The sequence below is a fragment of the Mycobacterium sp. E3305 genome, from assembly GCF_001666785.1.
In the GTDB taxonomy this organism is placed as follows: Bacteria; Actinomycetota; Actinomycetes; order Mycobacteriales; family Mycobacteriaceae; genus Mycobacterium.
The window spans coordinates 93,855-111,522 of record NZ_LZJA01000181.1; the positions used below are offsets into that span (position 1 = coordinate 93,855).

Sequence of the window (17,668 nt, forward strand, 5' to 3'; positions counted from 1 at the left end):
TTATGCAGCGCATTCGTCATTCCGGGTCTGATAGCCTTTAACAAAGATTTGGTTCGGTGAGAGGGACGAATGCGAATGGATGCCAGTCCGCAGTCGTCCGGACGTGCGCACGGCTGATCATGCCGAGAGCGGAGTCATTGGGAGCCGGCGCCGCAGCCGATTTGGGGACGCGCCGGACCGAGATCCTGACCACCGCGGCGTCGTTGATCGCGCAGTCAGGATTGCGGACCTCCTTGCAGGAGATCGCCGACGCCGCAGGCATTCTTCCGGGCAGCCTCTATCACCATTTCGAGTCCAAAGAGGCGATCCTCATCGAGTTGATCCACCGCTATCAGGAGGATCTGGACCGGATCGGGCAAGCCGCGCAAGCGAAGTTGGACAAAGCGGACCCGCGGCCGGTCCCCGAGCAGATCGTCGAGCTGGGCTCGGCCATCGCCAACTGCGCCGTGCAGCATCGCGCCGCGCTACAGATGTCCTTCTACGAGGGTCCGAGCACGGACCCGGAGTTGATGAAGCTGACGCAGCAGCGGCCCGTGGCGATCCAGGAGGCGATGCTGCAGACGCTGCGCGCGGGCAGGTGGAGCGGCTACATCAAACCCGACATCGATCTGCCCACGTTGGCCGATCGCATCTGCCAAACCATGCTGCAGGTCGGCCTCGACGTCATGCGGCATAAGTCGCCCCCTGACCAGGTCGCCGCCCTGCTTTGCGAAATCATCTTGCAGGGATTGGCATCCCGGCCACCGACCGACTCGGCGCTGGACCGGTCCACAGCCTTCGCGGCCGCCACGGACGTCATCGAAACCTGGTCGGACGACAGCGAGGCCGATCCCAGCGACAAAGCGGCTCACGTCCGTGCCGTGGCGCGAACGGAATTCGGTCGCAAGGGCTACGAGGCCACCACCATCCGGGACATCGCCTCCGCGGCCGGCCTGGGGACGGGAACCGTTTACCGGGTCATCGGCTCGAAGGACGAACTTCTCGCCTCGATCATGGAATCGTTCGGCCGCAAGGTCGAGGCCGGCTGGGTCAGCGTGCTGCGCTCGGATGCCACGCCCATCGAGAAGCTCGACGCCCTGAGCTGGGTCAACGTCAACGCGCTGGATCGGTTCTCCGACGAATTCCGCATCCAGCTGGCCTGGATGCGTCAATCACCGCCGGACACCCCCAACCCGGGCTGGCTATATGCGACCCGACTCCGGCAGATGAAAACGCTTCTGTCCGAAGGCATCCGATCGGGGGAAATCAGCGTGGACGCGGCGTCCACCGCAATGCTGGCACGCTGCGTCATCGGCCTGCAGTGGATACCGGAGAACATCCTCGCCGAGATCGGCAAGCGCGCGGCGCTGGTGCACGTCCGCGACACCGTTCTGCGCGGCGTCGCGGTTCGCACCGGGTAGGTGTTGAACCAAAAAACTGTTACCCATACAGTTGGGCAATTAGAACCGCGTTGGCAGTGAACGAGAAGGGGATTTCCATGACTATTGTCGATCGGCTGCGCTACGACGGCAAGCGGGCCCTCGTCGTAGGCGGCGCCACCGGCATGGGTGCAGCCGCGGCCAAGTCAGCGGCCGAACTCGGCGCCGAAGTGATCGTGATGGACTACGCGCCGGTGAACTACGACGTCGCCAAATCCATCCAGGTGGACCTGCGCGATCCCGCGTCGATCGACTCCGCGATCGAGCAGCTGGACGGTCCGATCCACGCCCTGTTCTCGGCCGCCGGCATCGCCGACGGGACAACCGACCTGATGGCGATCAACTTCATCGGCCACCGCCATCTCATCGATCGGCTCCTCGAGAAGAACCAGCTGCCCTCGGGCTCGGCGATCTGCTTCATCTCCTCGGTTGCGGGCATGGGCTGGGAGAACGACCTGGACCTGCTCACGGAGTTCCTCGCCACGCCGGACTTCGCCTCGGCCCAGGAGTGGGTCAAGGCGCACGAAGCCGAAGGCATCATCCACTACGGCTTCTCCAAGAAGGTCGTGAACGCCTACGTCGCGACCCAGGGCTACCCGCTGCTCAAGAAGGGCATCCGGATCAACGCGATCTGCCCCGGCCCCACCGACACCCCCCTGGCCCAGGCCAACGCCGACCTCTGGCTCACCTTCGCGCAGGACTACCGCGAAGAGACCGGTTCGAAGGTGCACACCCCGGAGCAGATGGGCGACGTGATGGCGTTTCTCAACAGCGCCGCCGCCTTCGGCATCAGCGGCATCACGTTGCTGGTGGACTACGGCCACACGATGGCCTCGCTCACCAACGCTTACCCGCCGGGCAAGCCGATCATCGACATCATCATGGGGCGCGTGAAGCTCTAGAAGCGAGCGCCCGTTTCGGCGCCGGTACCGTCGAGGGCATGGCACGAGTCATCGTCATCGGCGGGCACGGCAAGGTCGCACTGCAGCTGGCCCGCATCCTGACCGAACGCGGTGACGAGGTCAGCTCCGTCTTCCGCAACCCCGAACATTCGGGCGACGTCGCGGCCACCGGCGCAAAGCCGGTGGTCGCCGATATCGAGCGCCTCGACACCGGCGCCCTGGCCGGCCTGCTCAAAGGGCACGACGCGGTCGTCTTCTCGGCCGGCGCCGGTGGGGGCGACCCGGCACGCACGTACGCCGTCGACCGCGACGCCGCCATCCGGGTGATCGACGCCGCGGCCCAGGCGCGGGTCAAGCGATTCGTCATGGTCTCCTATTTCGGCGCGGGGCCGGATCACGGTGTACCGCAGGACAACTCGTTCTTCGCCTACGCGGAAGCCAAAGCGGCCGCCGACGCCCACCTACGCGCGAGCGGCCTGGACTGGACGGTGCTTGGACCGGGGCGACTCACCCTGGATCCGCCCACCGGCCGCATCACGCTGGGGCAGGGCACGGGGGAAGTGTCGCGGGCCGATGTCGCGCTCGTGGCGGCCACCGCGCTGGCGGACGACGAGACCGTCGGCCGAACGATCGACTTCAACAACGGCGACACCCCCATCGCCGAGGCGCTGGCGAGCTGAACCGCAAGGCGGGCGTAAACTCCGCTACGCAGCTGGTCTGCCGTCGCCGCACACCGCGACTTCGGCATCGAGCGAGGCGGGTTGGTGACGCTTCGCGAGAGGGAACCCGGTGAGAACCCGGGACTGTCCCGCAGCGGTATGCAGGAACGACCGCCGTCACCCAAGCACTGGTCGCAAGACTGGGAAGCGACGGCCAGTAGGAACTGCCCGTCTCCTCGGCGCCCCTTCCGGGCCGCATCGTCGAGCGGGCGTGGGAGCACCAGCCGGTGCGCGCCTGCGAGTCCGAAGACCTGCCAGCTGTGCCGGGCGCGCCGCGCCCGGCGGTTCATCGCCTCGTGGAATGGGCGTTTGGCTGCGCCGGTTGCGGTTTATGTACCACAGGTGCCACCGCAACCGAATTGGCTTACGTCCGTTGGCGGTGACCACCCCGTCGATTGAAGGACGAAAGATATCGTGACCGCTCAACCATTTACCGCAACTGTCGTCGGCTCCCCGCGCATCGGCCCGAAGCGCGAACTCAAACGCGCCACCGAGGGCTACTGGGCCGGCCGCACCAGCCGAGCCGAACTCGAAGACGTCGCCGCCACATTGCGCCGCGGCATGTGGGCCGGCCTCGCCGCAGCCGGGCTGGATTCCGTCCCGGTGAACACCTTCTCCTATTACGACCAGATGCTGGACACGGCGGTGATGCTCGGCGCCCTGCCGGCGCGGGCCGCGCAAGTGTCCGACGACCTGGATCGCTACTTCGCCGCCGCCCGTGGCAACGCCGAGCTGGCGCCCCTGGAGATGACCAAGTGGTTTGACACCAACTACCACTACCTGGTCCCCGAGATCGAGCCCTCGACCACCTTCTCGCTCAACCCGGACAAGGTGCTCGCCGAACTGAAAGAGGCTCTCGCGCAGGGGATTCCCGCACGGCCCGTCGTCATCGGGCCGATCACCTTCCTGCTGTTGAGCAAGGCGGTCAACGGCGGTGGCGCGCCGATCGAGCGGCTCGAGGAGCTGGTGGGCATCTACGCGGAGCTGTTGGGCTTGCTCTCCGCCAACGGCGCGCAGTGGGTGCAGTTCGACGAGCCGGCGCTGGTGACCGACATCTCCCCCGATGCTCCGGCGCTGGCCGAGGCTGCGTACAACGCGCTGGGCAAAGTGAGTAACCGCCCGGCAATCTACGTCGCCACCTACTTCGGCGATCCCGGCGCCTCCCTGGCCGGTCTGGCCCGCACCCCGGTCGAGGCGATCGGCGTCGACCTGGTCTACGGAGCCGACGCGGCGGTGGCCGGTGTGCCGGAGTTGTCGGGCAAGACCCTGGTGGCCGGCGTCGTCGACGGGCGCAACATCTGGCGCACCGACCTGGAGGCGGCGCTCGGCAAACTGGCCGCGTTGGCGGGTTCGGCTGGCGCCCTTGCGGTTTCGACCTCATGCTCCACGATGCACGTGCCCTACTCGCTGGAGCCCGAAACCGATCTGGACGACGCGCTGCGCAGCTGGCTGGCGTTCGGGCAGGAGAAGGTGGCCGAGGTGGTGACGCTCGCGCGCGCATTGCGCGACGGGCGCGAGGCCGTCGCCGGCGAGATCGCGGCGTCCAATGCCGCGGTGTCGTCCCGCACGAGCGATCCCCGGCTGCACAACGACGAGTTGCGGGCCCGCATCGACTCGATCGTCGCCACCGGCACCCACCGCGGCGACGCGGCGCAGCGCCGCGCCAGCCAGGAAGCGCGGCTGCACCTGCCGCCCCTGCCGACGACGACCATCGGCTCCTACCCGCAGACCTCCGCGATCCGCAAGGCGCGCGCCGCGCTGCGGGCCGGCGAGATCGATCAGGCGGAGTACGAGAAGCGGATGCGCAAGGAGATCGCCGACGTCATCAAGCTGCAGGAGGAGCTGGGTCTCGACGTGCTGGTGCACGGCGAGCCGGAGCGCAACGACATGGTGCAGTACTTCGCCGAGCAGCTCGAGGGCTTCTTCGCGACGTCCAACGGATGGGTCCAGTCGTACGGCAGCCGCTGCGTGCGTCCGCCGATCCTCTACGGCGACGTCATCCGTACGCACCCGATGACCGTCGAGTGGATCTCCTACGCGCAATCGCTGACCGACAAGCCGGTGAAGGGCATGCTGACCGGCCCGGTCACGATCCTCGCCTGGTCGTTCGTCCGTGACGATCAGCCGCTGGCCGACACCGCCAATCAGGTGGCGCTGGCCATCCGCGACGAGACCGTGGACCTGCAATCCGCGGGCATCGCCGTCATCCAGGTCGACGAACCCGCGCTGCGGGAGCTGCTGCCGCTGCGCCGCGCCGATCAGGAGGACTACTTGCGTTGGGCCGTAGGGTCTTTCCGCTTGGCCACCTCCGGCGTCGCCGACACCACGCAGATCCACACCCACCTGTGCTATTCGGAGTTCGGCGAGGTGATCGGGGCCATCGCCGACCTGGACGCCGACGTGACGTCCATCGAGGCGGCGCGATCACACATGGAGGTGCTCGACGACCTCAACGCGGTCGGCTTCTCCAACAGCGTCGGACCGGGCGTCTACGACATCCACTCGCCGAGGGTGCCGAGCACCGCCGAGATGGCGGAGTCGTTGCGCGCGGCGCTGAGAGCTGTTCCCGCGCAACGGCTCTGGGTCAACCCCGATTGCGGCCTGAAGACCCGCAACTCCGACGAGGTCACCGCGTCGCTGAAGAACATGGTCGCCGCGGCCCGGGAAGTCCGCGCGGGGGCTTAGCCCCGACGAGCAGACGCAAAATCGCACGTTTCCGGCTCGGAACGTGCGATTTTGCGTCTGTTCGCGCGGTCTACTCCGACAACACCTCGACGGGAACGTCGTCGGCCCACGGCTGCCGGGTCACCATGTCCGCGACCCGGACGATGCCGCGCTCGAACTCGCCGGTCGCCGCGTCCACCAGCCGGTACGCCTGCACCTGCTTGTGGATGGGCTGCGCGTCGAGCAGCACCACTCGCACCTCGCCCGGCTCGAAGTGGCACCGCTCCTGCAGCGCGGCGATCAGCTGCTCGTTGTGCATGTGGCCGTCGCCGAAGTTCCAGCCGATGGCGGTGCTGCAGATGCGTTCGCCGTCGGTCAGCACGTAGTCGTCCTCGTTCTGGCCCGCCATCGCGCGATGCGCCAGGGTGAACAGCGCACGCCCGTGAGTGTTGAACCCGCGGAACGCATATCCCATGTAGAGCGGGATCTGCGCGGCCTCGGGGCTGCCGTAGAACCGCTCCAGCTGCGCCTGCGGCATGCTGGCGATCGCGACGATGCCCCTGGCGATCTTGTCGCTCGCCGATCCCTTGATGCACCACAGCGTGGTGTCCCAGTTCCCGGCGTAGTACCGCATCCCCGGCAGAAACGAGATCTTGCGGGGAAACATGTTGCCGAGCAGGACGATTCCCGCGATGACGACGAACAGGATCGCCACCACCACCGGGTGTCGCAGGTCGCGCAGCCCCAGGCGGGCGTGCGCGACGAACAACGACAGCACCCCGAAGATCATGAAGACGTTCCACTCCAGCGGCACGCCCATCGGGATCGACACCAGGATCCCCAGGTGGAAGCAGACCATGACGATGGCGGCCACGGTGATGGGCCAGCCGCTGTGGCAGAAGAACAACGGCAACGGCACCAGCATCTCGATGGCGGTGCTGAGGTGCGCCAGCCATCGCGACAGCCGGCCGGGCCGCAGGTCGTCCGGAAACCTCTCGAAGAATTGCCGCTTCAGCCAGCGGGGCCGCACCAGCGGGTTGTTGGACATCATCGTGGAGATCACGAACGGGAAGTGCTTGTTGAGCTTCGACGTGGCGGCGCCCATCCAGATCACCAGGAACACCACCTTGGACCCGACGATCATGTCCACCCCGCCGAAGAGGAACGTCACCGCCATGGTCGCGTAGACCTCACCGCGCGCGGCCAAAAAGATCACCTTGTCGCGCAGGCCCAGCACGCCGAGCAGCAGCAGGATCAGCACGATCTTCCAGGCCGGCAGCAGCCCGATCGTCGTGCCGAGCTCCGGCATCGGTCCGGTGCCGTCGGCGAACAGCGCCGCGAACGTCACCAGCAGGAACAGCGCGTACAGCGCGACGTCAATCGGCTTGCGCTTGGTGCCCTCGGTCAGCGGGACCCGGTTCGGCCACGGTGGCAGCCGGATGGTGCCGAACCGCATCCAGTACAGGATCGAGCCCATGGGCGGGAAGAACCGGTTGTTCAGCGGGCCGAAGCCGCAACCCAGCCCGATCACCTCGAACAACATCGTGTAGAGCACGACCTTCTCGAACACGATCGGCTCCGACCACCACGACGCGACGTGGGTGAACCCGCCGAGTCCCCTGGTGGCCGACGCGAACACCCACGCGCCAAGGATGTAGAGCAGGATTTTGGCGACGTAGAACAGGTGCAGCACGACCGGCGTGCCGAAGCCGACCTCGGCCCAGTGCTTGGCCATCGGCCGGATCTTCTCGCTACGGGTGCCCTTGTTCCACTCGGCCATGTCGAGCTGCGGCAGCTCAGGCTTGAGAAATCCCATGGTGGTCAGATTAGAACGTGTTCTAGCTCAGCGGCACTCGAGCCGCGCAAGAATTCTTTGCCTGCGACTCGGCCGCCGGATACCGTGAAACCGGATCGGCGCGGCCCTTAGGAGGCGTCCATCATGAGCAGGTTTCGAATCGTCATATCGGCCGCGGCGCTGGCGACGGTCGCCGCCGGCTCACCCGTCGCCATCGCCGGTGCCGACACCCCGGGGCCCGGCGATTCCTGCACGGTGTTGCACGCGACCACCCAGGACGGCAACGGCAGGACGATGTGGTGCAACCCGACGATGACCGGCGCCCACAACCTGGTGTGGCAGTACGGCGGACCGGCCGCTAACCCCTAAGCGCCCCGACCGAGTGTGCGCCGAGGGCATTGAGTGTGAACTGAGGGCGAGAAATCCGCGAAAATTGCGCCCTGGGCGCACACGCAATGCCCTGAGCGCACACGCGATTCACTCACCGAATATTCCCGGCGCGATCGTCGGCGCCCGCTGGAGCGCTCGCGGGTCAACGGTCAGATTCAGCGCGCCGAGTTCTCCCGCCCGCAGATCGGCCAGCGCGGTCACCGCGGCCAAAAACCTCTCCCGCTCAGCCGGTTCGACGACGACGCCGGCGAGCTCGGTGAACTTCTGGACGTATTGCGGGCGCCGGAACGGTCGCGCGCCCAACGGGTGGGCGTCGGCGACGGCCAGCTCGTCGACGATCACTTCCCCGCTTTTCAGCGTGACCACGGCCCGCGCCCCGAACGCCTTGTCCGCCGGATCCGCCGAGTGATAGCGGCGGGTCCACTCCGGATCCTCGACCGTCGAAATCTTGCGCCACAACTCGACCGTGTCGGGCCGGTGGGCCCGCTCGGCGGCGTAGGACCGCTCGTGGTGCCAGCTCCCGTCCTGCAGCGCGACGGCGAAGATGTAGGGCAGCGAGTGGTCGAGCGTCTCCCGCGACGCGTCCGGGTCGAACTTCTGCGGATCCCGCGAACCCGTTCCGATTACGACGTGGGTGTGGTGGCTGGTGTGCAGCACGACGGTGGCGATCTGGCCGGGGTCGTCGATCCGCTCGCGGAGCCGCCGCGCCAGGTCGATCGGGGCCTGGCTCTGGTATTCCGCCGAGTGTTCCTTGGTGTAGCTGTCCAGGATGGCGCGCTTGGGCTCGCCGGGAGCGGGCAGCGGCACCCGGTATTCGCGGTCGGGTCCGCCCAGCAGCCACGCGATCACCCCATCCTCGCCCTCCCAGATGGGGGCCGGCGACCCCTCGCCGCGCATCGCGCGATCCACCGCCTCGATGGCGACCTTGCCCGCGTGCGCGGGGGCGAACGCCTTCCAGCTGGAGATCAGCCCCTTGCGGGACTGGCGGGTGCTGGTGGTCAGGTGCAGGGCCTGCCCGACCGCCTGATAGATCGTCTCGGTGTCCAGTCGCAGCATGGTCCCCAGGCCGGCGGCCACCGACGGGCCCAGATGCGCGACATGGTCAATCTTGTGCTCGTGCAGGCAGATTCCGCGGGCCAGGTCGATCTGGATTTCGTAGGCGGTGACCACACCACGGAGCAGGTCGGCGCCGGGCAGTCCCAGCTGCTGGGCCACCGCGACCAGCGGGGGAATGTTGTCGCCGGGGTGGGAGTATTCGGCGGCCAAAAACGTGTCGTGGAAGTCGAGTTCGCGCACGGCGACGCTGTTGGCCCAGGCCGCCCACTCCACCGAATAGGTCCCGTCGACGCCGAAAACCCCGGCCCCGCGCCGCGCCGGGTGGGCCAGCGCCTGCCGCCGCGCCACGGTGACCGGCCGGCGCAGCACGGCGGCCGCGCTGACCGCCGCGTTGTCGATGATCCGGTTCACCACCATCTCCGCGGTTTCCGGCTCGACGGCAACCGGGTCGGCGGCGACTTCGGCGATCTTTGCCGCCAGGTGCTCTTCGCGGGGGAATCGGTCGGAGCTGCGCCGCACGCGAACCGTATGCGTCAACACACCCGAACCCTATGACCGGCGAGAACGCGCGCAGAAATCTGTGTTAACCCCCCACCACCGGCGCCGCCCGCGGTGTAGTTTGCTGCTGGGGCGGGACCAAGGTTGAGGAGCCAGCCGTGTCAGAGGTCGATTACTGCGTGGTCGGAGCGGGATTCGCGGGTCTGGCGGCCGCCCTGCGGCTGAAACAGGCCGGTCTTTCGGTGGCCTTGCTGGAGGCGCGCGACAGGGTTGGCGGCCGCACCTACACGCAGTACCGTCCCGACGGCACGTGGATCGACCGTGGCGGCGCGTGGATCGGACCCGGCCAGGATCGGATCTACGCGCTGATGGACGAGTTCGGGGTGGCCGAGTACAAGCAGCACAACGACGGCGACGCCATGATGATCGTCGACGGCAAGAGACACCGCTACGGCGGCACCATTCCCTGGACGATGAGCCCGTGGGCGGTCGCCAACCTCGGGGTCGGATTGTTGTCGATCGAGAAGATGGCCAAATCGCTTCCGCGCGAAGCCCCCTGGGACGCCAAACACGCCGACGAGTGGGACCGCATCAGCCTGGGTGAATGGATCGAACAGAACACCATGTCCAAGCAGGCCCGCGAGATGCTGGACATGGCCTTCGCCGGGCTCTACACCTCGGCGGCGTCGGAGACGTCGCTGCTGTGGGGGTTGTTGCAGACGGCGTCGGCAGGCGGGCTGACGTTCGCGATTTCCGGCAAAGGCGGCTCCCAGGACGCCCGCCCGGTCGGCGGGATGGGCGCCATCTACGGTCCCATCGCGGCCGAACTGGGCGACGCGCTGCACCTTTCGCAACCGGTCCGCCAAATCGCCCAGGACGCCGACGGCGTGACGGTGACGGCCTCCGACCTGACCGTGCGCGCCCGACGGGTCATCGTCGCGATCCCGCTGGCGGTCGCCACGTCGATCGTCTACGAGCCGATGCTGCCGGTGGATAGGGCGATGCTGCACCAGCGCATGCCGAGCGGCGCGGTCATCAAGACGTCGGTGATTTACGACGAGCCGTTCTGGCGTGCCGACGGGCTGTCGGGTCAGTCGGCCGCACCGGGATCCCCGGCCACCCTGACGATCGACGCCTGCACCGACAGCGGCGACCCCGGGGTCATGTGCGTCATCACCGAAGGGCCCGCGGCGCGGCGGTTGACCAAGCTCAATGAGGCCGAGCGGAGAGCGGCGCTCATCGGCGAGTTGGTCGACCGGTTCGGCGAGAAGGCGAGAACGCCGCAGGAGTACCACGAGCAGAACTGGACCGTTGACCGTTACTCCGGCGGCGGGATGATCGGTCACGCACCGACCGGCGTGCTGACCGAATTCGGCTATACCCTGCGCGAGCCGTGCGGCCGCATCCACTGGGCCGGCACCGAGAGTTCGGCCGTGATGTGCGGGTGGATCGACGGCGCGATCCGTTCCGGTGAGCGTGCGGCCGCCGAGGTCCGGGAGGCCGAGACCGCCGCGGTCGCCTAGGACGAGGAGGCCCCTGGCTAACCCGCCTGCTTAGCGGGCGGGCGGTAGAAGATCACCAGCTGACCGACCGCGCCGGCGAGGCCCAGCACCACCGAGATCAGCAGGCCGCGCCAGCCGTCCATCCAGTTGTGCCCGAACACCACGTAGTCCAGGCTGAGCTTGCCGGCGCCCAGGGTGGCCACGGCTATGGCGCTGACCGCCAGCACCAGGTTGTATTCCCAGCCCTCCTTGACGATGAAGAAGCCGTTGGCCCGGTGCACCGTCCAGGCCGCCACCAGCATCAACGACACGAAGCCCGCCGCCGGGATCGGTGTCAGCAGCCCCGCGGCCAGGCCCAGCCCCGCGGCCATCTCGGTCGTGGCGGCCACGGTGGCGTGAAACTTGCCCGGCTTCATGCCGATGCTTTCGAACCACCGCGCGGTGCCGGGGATGCGTCCGCCACCGAAGAACTTGTTGTAGCCGTGCGCGGCCAACGTCACGCCCAGTACCAGCCGCAGGATCAGTAACCCGACGTCGTAGGGAGTCATACCTGCAAACCTAGATCATGGCGCCGACCGGATAACAGGACCGCCGAGCAGCTAACTCCGTCGACCCATGTGGGAACATTGCGGGCGTTCCGACGTTCGCCTTTCGACGGCCACCACGAGGGGGTGCACCACGGCTCGTATCGCACGCGGTGCCCGCCGTGACACGCTTGGGGCCGCTTCTGGCGGGCAATCCGTGGTGTTACTGGACGGCACAGCGAGTCACCCGCGGGAGCTGTTGGGTAACAAGGGCCACGGCATCGAGGCGATGCGCCGGCATGGTCTGCCGGTGCCGCCCGCGTTCTGCATCACCACGGAGGTCGGCCTGCGGTACCTCGCCGACCCCCGGGCGGCGATGGACGCCATCTGGGACGACGTGCTCGACCGGATGAGTTGGCTGGAGGCGCAGACCTCGCGGGTGTTCGGGCGCGGCCCGCATCCCCTGCTGGTCAGCGTGCGCTCCGGGGCCACCCAGTCGATGCCGGGCATGATGGACACCATCCTCGACCTCGGCCTGAACGATGAGGTCGAGCAGGCGCTGGCCACCGGCGCCCCGGCATTCGCCCGAGACACCCGCCGTCGGTTCGAGCGGATGTACCGGCGCATCGTCGGCATCGGCGAGCACGAGCCGGTGCCCGCCGACCCCTACGCGCAGCTGCGCGCAGGCATCGAGGCGGTGTTCGCCTCGTGGAACTCACCCCGCGCGGTCGCCTACCGCGCCCATTCCGGCGTCGACGACCAGAGCGGCACGGCGGTCGTCGTCCAGGCGATGGTGTTCGGCAACCATGGTCCCGATTCCGGTGCGGGGGTGCTGATTTCACGCAACCCGATCACCGGGGACAACGAGCCGTTGGGCGAGTGGCTGCCCGGGGGTCAGGGCGATGACGTGGTGTCAGGCTCGGTCGACGTGGAACCCATCAGCGCCCTGTGTGACGAGCAGCCGGCCGTCTACGGCGAGTTGATCGACGCCGCAAGAAGATTGGAGCGACTCGAGTTCGACGTCCAAGAGATCGAGTTCACCGTCGAGGACGGCAAGCTGTGGCTGCTGCAGACCCGCGGCGCGGAGCGCTCGGCGCAGGCCGCCGTGCGCCTGGCGCTGCAGCTGCGGCACGAGGGGCTGATCGACGATGCCGAGACGCTGCGGCGCGTGACGCCGGCGCACGTGCAGACCCTGTTGATGCCCGCCTTGCAACCGGAAACGCGCTTGGCGGCAAAGCTTTTGGTCAGGGGGTTGCCGGCCTGCCCGGGCGTGGCGTCGGGCAAGGCCTATACCGACGTCGACGAGGCGCTCGATGCCGCCGAACGGGGCGAGTCGGTGATCCTGGTACGCGACCACACCAGGCCCGAAGACGTTTCGGGCATGCTGGCCGCGCAGGGCATCGTCACCGAGGTCGGCGGCGCGGCCAGCCACGCGGCGGTGGTCAGCCGGGAACTCGGGCGGGTGGCCGTGGTGGGTTGCGGCCCCGGAGTGGCCGCCTCGCTGGCCGGTAAATCGATCACCGTCGACGGCGCGAAAGGCGAAGTGCGCGAGGGCAACCTGAGCCTATCCGCATGGTCGGAGAACGACACGCCCGAATTGCGCGAGCTCGCCGACATCGCTCGTCGGATCAGCCCGCTGCGCGCCCACACCGCCGGGGATTACCTGCGGCTGGAGGACAACAGCGAGGCCGCGGTGGCCGCGGCGCTGAAGAGCGGGCAGACCGACGTCGTTTCGGCCACCCCGCTGGTCGTCATGCTTACCGCGCTGCGCCTGGCCGGAGAGGCCGACTCATGAGCGAATTGGCGGTGCTGCAAGCGGTTCGGCTGAAAGGGCGGGTGCGCCCCGACGACCTGGCCGCCACCTTGGACGCCGACCCAGTTGAGGTCACCACGATCGTCGAACGGCTGACCGCGGCGGGCCTACTCGCCGACGGTGCGACGGTGCGCATCACGACCGTCGGCCGCGACAAGCTGGCGGCGCTGCTCGACGAAGAGCGCGGGGGCGCCGACCGGGCCGCGATCGCGGCCGCTTACGACGACTTTCGGTCGGTCAACGCCGACTTCAAAGCCCTGGTGACCGATTGGCAGCTCAAGGACGGCCCCGGCGGCACCCCCAACGCCCACGACGACGCGGAATACGACGCCGCGGTGCTGGCCCGCCTCGACGATGTGCACGCACGCGTGCAGCCGATCATCGCGACGGCCGCGGCGCAGCTGCCCCGGCTGAACGCCTACGGCACGAAACTTGCTGCGGCACTGGGCAAGGTTCGGGACGGGGACACCGCCTGGCTGACCAGACCGCTCATCGACTCCTACCACACCGTGTGGTTCGAGCTGCACGAGGAGCTGATCTCCGCCGTCGGCCTGACCCGCGAGGAAGCCGCGCGGTCCGGCGACGCGCAGTGATCACAGCGCCGCGTCGAGCAACTCCAGATACGCGTCGATGTCGGGAACGGCCGTCTCGGCCGCGTGCACGCTGATCGCGATGGTGTCGCCGATGCCGTGCACGCCGTGCGTCAGCCCCATCGCCGGTGACAGCGCCGGGTAGCCAGCCGTCAAGACCACCCGGGCGCCGCCGAAGCTCAGGTCGGCCGCCCCGCGGTTGACGCTGGAGACGACGGTGTTGCCCGACACCTGCGTCGGACGAATGTCGGGGTCGAATTGGGCTACGCCCCAACGCAATAGGGGCGCAGGCACCGCGGCGAAAGCCCGGTCGGCGTAGCGCGTCGCCGGGTGCGCGAAGCGGCGCCGGCCATCGGCCAGCTCCGTCGCGATTCGCTCGGCGCGGGCCTCGAGCCCCAGCCTCGGATGCAGGCCCACCACGACATTCCCGAAGTGATTGTGCGCGTGCGCCACACCGGGTTTGGCCATCGGAACTTCGGCGCCCAACGTATCGGCGGCATCGCCCAAAAGGTGGGACAGCGCCGTGGAGATCGCCGACAGCGCGCCCACGGTGACGGTGGGACCCCGCAACTGCTTGCGGTGCCGCACCAGCGTGCGCACCGAGCGGACCGCACCGGGGCGCGCATTCGTCGGCAGCGGGGGCCGCGGACCGGGCCGGGGGGCCAGCAGCCCGGCGCGGATCTCAGCCGCCAACCGACCGTGCGCCCGAGCCGCCTGGGCGGCCCGCCACGGCAGGAACCCGGCCCGCAGGCGTCGCACCCGAGGCACCGGATCCGGCCTGCCGAACAGCCAGCCCGCCATGGCCGCTGCCCGCGCCCCGTCCGCCAGCGCGTGCGGGACCTGTAGTACCGCCACGGAGCCCGCCCCGGTCACGCCCGGGACGCCCAGCACCGGGGTGAAGACGTGCAGCCGCCACGGGGCCCGGCGCACGTCGAGTTGCTCACCGGCCAGGCCGACGATCGCCGCGAGGCAGCCGGCCCAGGTCTGGTCGTCGAGGTGGTGGCGGACCACCCACTCTGGGGTGACGGCCGTCGGCACCCACCGCGGGTAGGTCAGCGGGCTGCCGTCCCGGACAAGCAGCGTCAGCGCCGGCTCGGCGCGGGCCCTCCTGCGCACCTGCTCAACGGCCGCCGGGTAATCCGCGGGCTCGCCGTCGAACGCGTACAGCAGGAACTCGTCGCTGGGGATCTTGGCCGACATCCAATAGAACTGCGCATCGACGGCGGCCATCCGCTGCGCGGCCATTCAGCCGGGTGAGCCGATGAACCCGAGCACCAGGTCGGCGACCTTGTCCGGCTGTTCGAGCTGCAGGAAGTGCCCCGCGTGTTCGACGATGGCCACCTCGCTGCCCGGCGGCAACACCTTCTCCGCCCAGCGGGCGAAAGCCGGTGTCATGCAGCCGTCGTCGCGACCATGCAGGTACAGGCACGGCCATACGGGCTCTTCGGTCCACAGCTCGTTCAGCCCGGCATACCGCGCGGGCGGGCGGGTGTTGCGGATCGTGGCGCGGTAGGGCCCCAGCGCCGCGCGCCAGCTTTCCGGCGTTCCGATTGCCGCGTCGACGTGACGCAAATCCTCGTCAGCGCGGTATCCCGGCGACCATCGACGCCACAGCAGCGGCAGCACCCAAGACTCGGAACGCTCTGGCAGCCATGGCAATTGGAAGTACATGATGTACCAGCTGCGCAACAGCTGGCGCGCCAGGTGTGCGACCAGCCGGGCACGCTCGCCGGCGCCGGCCTTGCGGCGGAAGGCCGCCGACGGCGGCACGGACATGATCACGGCCTTGGCGAAGGGGCTGTCGGGCATGGCGGCCAGCCCGGTGGTGGCGATCGCGCCCCAATCGTGGCCGATCACCACGTCGGCGTCGGTGCCGCCGGCGGCCGCGCGGGCCCGCAGGGCGTCGTCCATCATCGCGCCCACGTGATAGCTGCCGTCGGCCGGGATCGAGGACGGGGCGTACCCGCGCATGAACGGTGCCACCACCCGCCAGCCCGCCTCCACGAGCCGGGGAGCGACCTTGCGAAATCCGTAGGGCGTGTCGGGGAAACCATGCAGGCACAACGCGAGGGGGGCGTCACGGGGCCCCCAGGTGAGTGCCTTCAGGTTCCCGGCGGGGGTCGGCACGTCGATCCAGCCAGGTTCACCCATGTTCACTCCCTGCTCGGCGCGTCCGCACGGACCAACCTAACGCGTGTGGGTCCACGCCGCACCGACCGCATGCCCGAAGCGGTCAAATTGCAGCTGCGACAGGGATTTTGGCTATACCTCCGCGGCGGCTCGGTCCAAATCGGCGATGACGATCTTGCGCATGCCATACATCGCCTGCGTGGCCGCCGCCGCGCGCGCCCGGTCGGGACCACCGATCAACTCATAAAGCCGGTCCGGCACGATCTGCCAGCTCAGGCCGAAGCGGTCTTTGCACCAGCCGCATTGCGACTCCTCGCCGCCGTCGGTCAGCCGTTCCCAGTAGTAGTCGACCTCGTCCTGGTCCTTGCAGTGAATCGTGAAGGACACCGCCTCGCTGAACCGGAAGTGCGGGCCGCCGTTGATCCCGATGAAGCGGGTGCCGTCCAGCACGAAGCTGCCGGACAGGACGGTGCCCGGCTCGCCGGGTCCGGCCTCGGTGGTCCGATTGAAGCCCTCGATGTGGGAGTTCGGGAAGACCGAGGTGTAGAACCTGGCCGCGTCCTCCAAGTTGTGGTCGAACCACAGCGACGGGGTGATCGATGGCATGGGCGGCGCCCTCCTTGTTGGCTCGTTGGTGTCTTCCTGATAGACCCCGGCCGGTGCGGAAACTCATCGCGCCGTCGACCCGGCGAACGGTGCATATACGCGCTATGTAACGTCAGGTCGCATGAGCACCGTCACCAGCACCCCCGAGACGGTCGAGTTTTCCGGTGCCGGCGGGATCACCCTGGTCGCCGACGAATGGAATCGCGGGACCGACGGCGCGGGCCGGCCCAGCGTCCTGATGCTGCACGGTGGCGGCCAGAACCGGCATTCGTGGAAAAACACCGGTCAAATCCTGGCCGACGAGGGCCTGCACGTCGTGGCGCTCGACAGCCGGGGACACGGTGACAGTGATCGCGCGCCCAACGCCGACTACGACGTCGACACCCTGACCGCCGACGTCCTCCGGGTGATCGAGGCGATCGGCCGGCCGGTGATGATCATCGGGGCGAGCATGGGCGGGCTGACCGGCATCCTCGCCGCCCACCGGGCCGGGCCGGCAAACGTGACCCGACTGGTCCTCGTCGACGTGGTGCCGCGATTCGAGAAGGGCGGCAGCGCCCGCATTCGCGATTTCATGATCAGCGGCCTCGACGGTTTCGACTCGCTGGAGGAGGCCGCCGACGCCGTCGCCGCCTACCTGCCGTATCGGGACAAGCCCCGCAGCCCCGAGGGGTTGAAGAAGAACCTGCGCCTCCGCGACGGCCGCTGGTACTGGCACTGGGATCCGGCGTTCATGACCAAGCCGGGCGACGATCCCGAGTTGCGCACGGAGAAGTTCGAGCAGGCCGCGAAGAGCCTGTCGATTCCGGTGCTGCTGATCCGCGGGAAGCTGTCCGACGTCGTGAGCCCCGAGGGCGTTCGGCACTTTCTGGCCACGGTGCCCCGCGCGGAGTTCGTCGAGCTGCCCAAAGCCGGGCACACCGCGGCCGGTGACGACAACGATGCGTTCAGCGACGCCGTGGTGAAGTTCGTCAAACGCCACTAAATCCGACGGTGGCGACCCGCATCGCCCGGCGACGCCGCCCTCGCGATCGCCACTGAATCCGACGGTGGCGACCCGC

Annotated in this window: 15 protein-coding genes and 1 riboswitch; of the genes, 9 read left to right on the plus strand and 6 right to left on the minus strand. The window is 68.5% G+C overall.

From position 1 onward, the window contains the following. Nucleotides 1-119: 119 nt before the first annotated feature. From A5701_RS16820 to metE, 4 genes are all read left to right on the plus strand, one after another. Nucleotides 120-1,400, plus strand: coding sequence for a TetR/AcrR family transcriptional regulator (locus tag A5701_RS16820; protein WP_067755917.1), 1,281 nt, complete (start codon nucleotides 120-122; stop codon nucleotides 1,398-1,400). A 77-nt stretch (nucleotides 1,401-1,477) separates the two neighbouring features. Continuing rightward, nucleotides 1,478-2,320, plus strand: a complete 843-nt coding sequence (locus tag A5701_RS16825; RefSeq protein ID WP_067755992.1) for an SDR family oxidoreductase — start codon at nucleotides 1,478-1,480, stop codon at nucleotides 2,318-2,320. A gap of 38 nt (nucleotides 2,321-2,358) precedes the next feature. Then, nucleotides 2,359-3,000, plus strand: coding sequence for an SDR family oxidoreductase (locus A5701_RS16830; RefSeq protein WP_067755920.1), 642 nt, complete (start codon nucleotides 2,359-2,361; stop codon nucleotides 2,998-3,000). A 65-nt stretch (nucleotides 3,001-3,065) separates the two neighbouring features. Beyond that, nucleotides 3,066-3,313, plus strand: a riboswitch (cobalamin riboswitch). 140 nt (nucleotides 3,314-3,453) lie between these two features. Continuing rightward, nucleotides 3,454-5,724 (plus strand): 5-methyltetrahydropteroyltriglutamate--homocysteine S-methyltransferase, encoded by a 2,271-nt coding sequence (gene metE / locus A5701_RS16835; RefSeq protein WP_067755923.1) that lies wholly within the window; start codon nucleotides 3,454-3,456, stop codon nucleotides 5,722-5,724. 70 nt (nucleotides 5,725-5,794) lie between these two features. Here metE and A5701_RS16840 read toward each other — a convergent pair whose 3' ends face one another. Further along, nucleotides 5,795-7,519, minus strand: a complete 1,725-nt coding sequence (locus tag A5701_RS16840; protein WP_067755926.1) for a DUF3556 domain-containing protein — start codon at nucleotides 7,517-7,519, stop codon at nucleotides 5,795-5,797. Between the two features lie 123 nt (nucleotides 7,520-7,642). On the opposite strand from A5701_RS16840, the gene A5701_RS16845 reads away from it, so the two are divergent. After that, nucleotides 7,643-7,867 (plus strand): hypothetical protein, encoded by a 225-nt coding sequence (locus A5701_RS16845; protein WP_067755930.1) that lies wholly within the window; start codon nucleotides 7,643-7,645, stop codon nucleotides 7,865-7,867. 108 nt (nucleotides 7,868-7,975) lie between these two features. Here the strand turns inward: A5701_RS16845 and prpD are convergent, their stop codons facing one another. Then, entirely contained in the window at nucleotides 7,976-9,484 is a 1,509-nt protein-coding gene (gene prpD, locus A5701_RS16850) for a 2-methylcitrate dehydratase PrpD (RefSeq protein WP_067755934.1), read from the minus strand. Between the two features lie 116 nt (nucleotides 9,485-9,600). Here prpD and A5701_RS16855 point away from each other — a divergent pair, with 116 nt between their 5' ends. Further along, complete coding sequence (locus tag A5701_RS16855; RefSeq protein ID WP_067755937.1) at nucleotides 9,601-10,965, plus strand: FAD-dependent oxidoreductase; 1,365 nt, start codon at nucleotides 9,601-9,603, stop codon at nucleotides 10,963-10,965. A gap of 17 nt (nucleotides 10,966-10,982) precedes the next feature. Here the strand turns inward: A5701_RS16855 and A5701_RS16860 are convergent, their stop codons facing one another. Then, nucleotides 10,983-11,492: a DoxX family protein gene (locus A5701_RS16860; RefSeq protein ID WP_067755940.1), complete on the minus strand. Its 510-nt coding sequence runs from the start codon at nucleotides 11,490-11,492 to the stop codon at nucleotides 10,983-10,985. Between the two features lie 139 nt (nucleotides 11,493-11,631). Here A5701_RS16860 and A5701_RS16865 point away from each other — a divergent pair, with 139 nt between their 5' ends. Together A5701_RS16865 and A5701_RS16870 are read left to right on the plus strand one after the other, a co-directional pair. Continuing rightward, entirely contained in the window at nucleotides 11,632-13,263 is a 1,632-nt protein-coding gene (locus A5701_RS16865) for a pyruvate, phosphate dikinase (RefSeq protein ID WP_369807428.1), read from the plus strand. Continuing rightward, on the plus strand, nucleotides 13,260-13,874 hold the full coding sequence (locus tag A5701_RS16870; protein WP_067755946.1) for a hypothetical protein: 615 nt from the start codon (nucleotides 13,260-13,262) through the stop codon (nucleotides 13,872-13,874). Before A5701_RS16865 ends, A5701_RS16870 begins: the two co-directional genes overlap by 4 nt. On the opposite strand, the gene A5701_RS16875 is transcribed toward A5701_RS16870, so the two are convergent. The 3 genes from A5701_RS16875 to A5701_RS16885 form a co-directional block, all read right to left on the minus strand. Further along, a complete protein-coding gene (locus A5701_RS16875) occupies nucleotides 13,875-15,116 on the minus strand; it encodes a WS/DGAT domain-containing protein (RefSeq protein WP_067755949.1) in 1,242 nt (413 codons plus the stop codon). Next, complete coding sequence (locus tag A5701_RS16880; RefSeq protein WP_067755952.1) at nucleotides 15,117-16,022, minus strand: alpha/beta fold hydrolase; 906 nt, start codon at nucleotides 16,020-16,022, stop codon at nucleotides 15,117-15,119. It lies immediately after the preceding gene. 111 nt (nucleotides 16,023-16,133) lie between these two features. Beyond that, a complete protein-coding gene (locus tag A5701_RS16885; RefSeq protein WP_067755955.1) occupies nucleotides 16,134-16,607 on the minus strand; it encodes a VOC family protein in 474 nt (157 codons plus the stop codon). Between the two features lie 121 nt (nucleotides 16,608-16,728). Between A5701_RS16885 and A5701_RS16890 the strand changes: the two genes are divergently transcribed. Further along, nucleotides 16,729-17,592, plus strand: a complete 864-nt coding sequence (locus tag A5701_RS16890; protein ID WP_067755958.1) for an alpha/beta fold hydrolase — start codon at nucleotides 16,729-16,731, stop codon at nucleotides 17,590-17,592. Nucleotides 17,593-17,668: the final 76 nt, after the last annotated feature.

Bases quoted from the DNA above. Each gene is read 5' to 3' on its own strand.
- A5701_RS16820 (WP_067755917.1), top strand. From the start codon at position 120: ATGCCGAGAGCGGAGTCATTGGGAGCCGGCGCCGCAGCCGATTTGGGG.
- A5701_RS16825 (WP_067755992.1), top strand. From the start codon at position 1,478: ATGACTATTGTCGATCGGCTGCGCTACGACGGCAAGCGGGCCCTCGTC.
- A5701_RS16830 (WP_067755920.1), top strand. From the start codon at position 2,359: ATGGCACGAGTCATCGTCATCGGCGGGCACGGCAAGGTCGCACTGCAG.
- A5701_RS16840 (WP_067755926.1), bottom strand. From the start codon at position 7,519: ATGGGATTTCTCAAGCCTGAGCTGCCGCAGCTCGACATGGCCGAGTGG.
- A5701_RS16845 (WP_067755930.1), top strand. From the start codon at position 7,643: ATGAGCAGGTTTCGAATCGTCATATCGGCCGCGGCGCTGGCGACGGTC.
- A5701_RS16860 (WP_067755940.1), bottom strand. From the start codon at position 11,492: ATGACTCCCTACGACGTCGGGTTACTGATCCTGCGGCTGGTACTGGGC.
- A5701_RS16870 (WP_067755946.1), top strand. From the start codon at position 13,260: ATGAGCGAATTGGCGGTGCTGCAAGCGGTTCGGCTGAAAGGGCGGGTG.
- A5701_RS16875 (WP_067755949.1), bottom strand. From the start codon at position 15,116: ATGGCCGCGCAGCGGATGGCCGCCGTCGATGCGCAGTTCTATTGGATG.
- A5701_RS16880 (WP_067755952.1), bottom strand. From the start codon at position 16,022: ATGGGTGAACCTGGCTGGATCGACGTGCCGACCCCCGCCGGGAACCTG.
- A5701_RS16885 (WP_067755955.1), bottom strand. From the start codon at position 16,607: ATGCCATCGATCACCCCGTCGCTGTGGTTCGACCACAACTTGGAGGAC.
- A5701_RS16890 (WP_067755958.1), top strand. From the start codon at position 16,729: ATGAGCACCGTCACCAGCACCCCCGAGACGGTCGAGTTTTCCGGTGCC.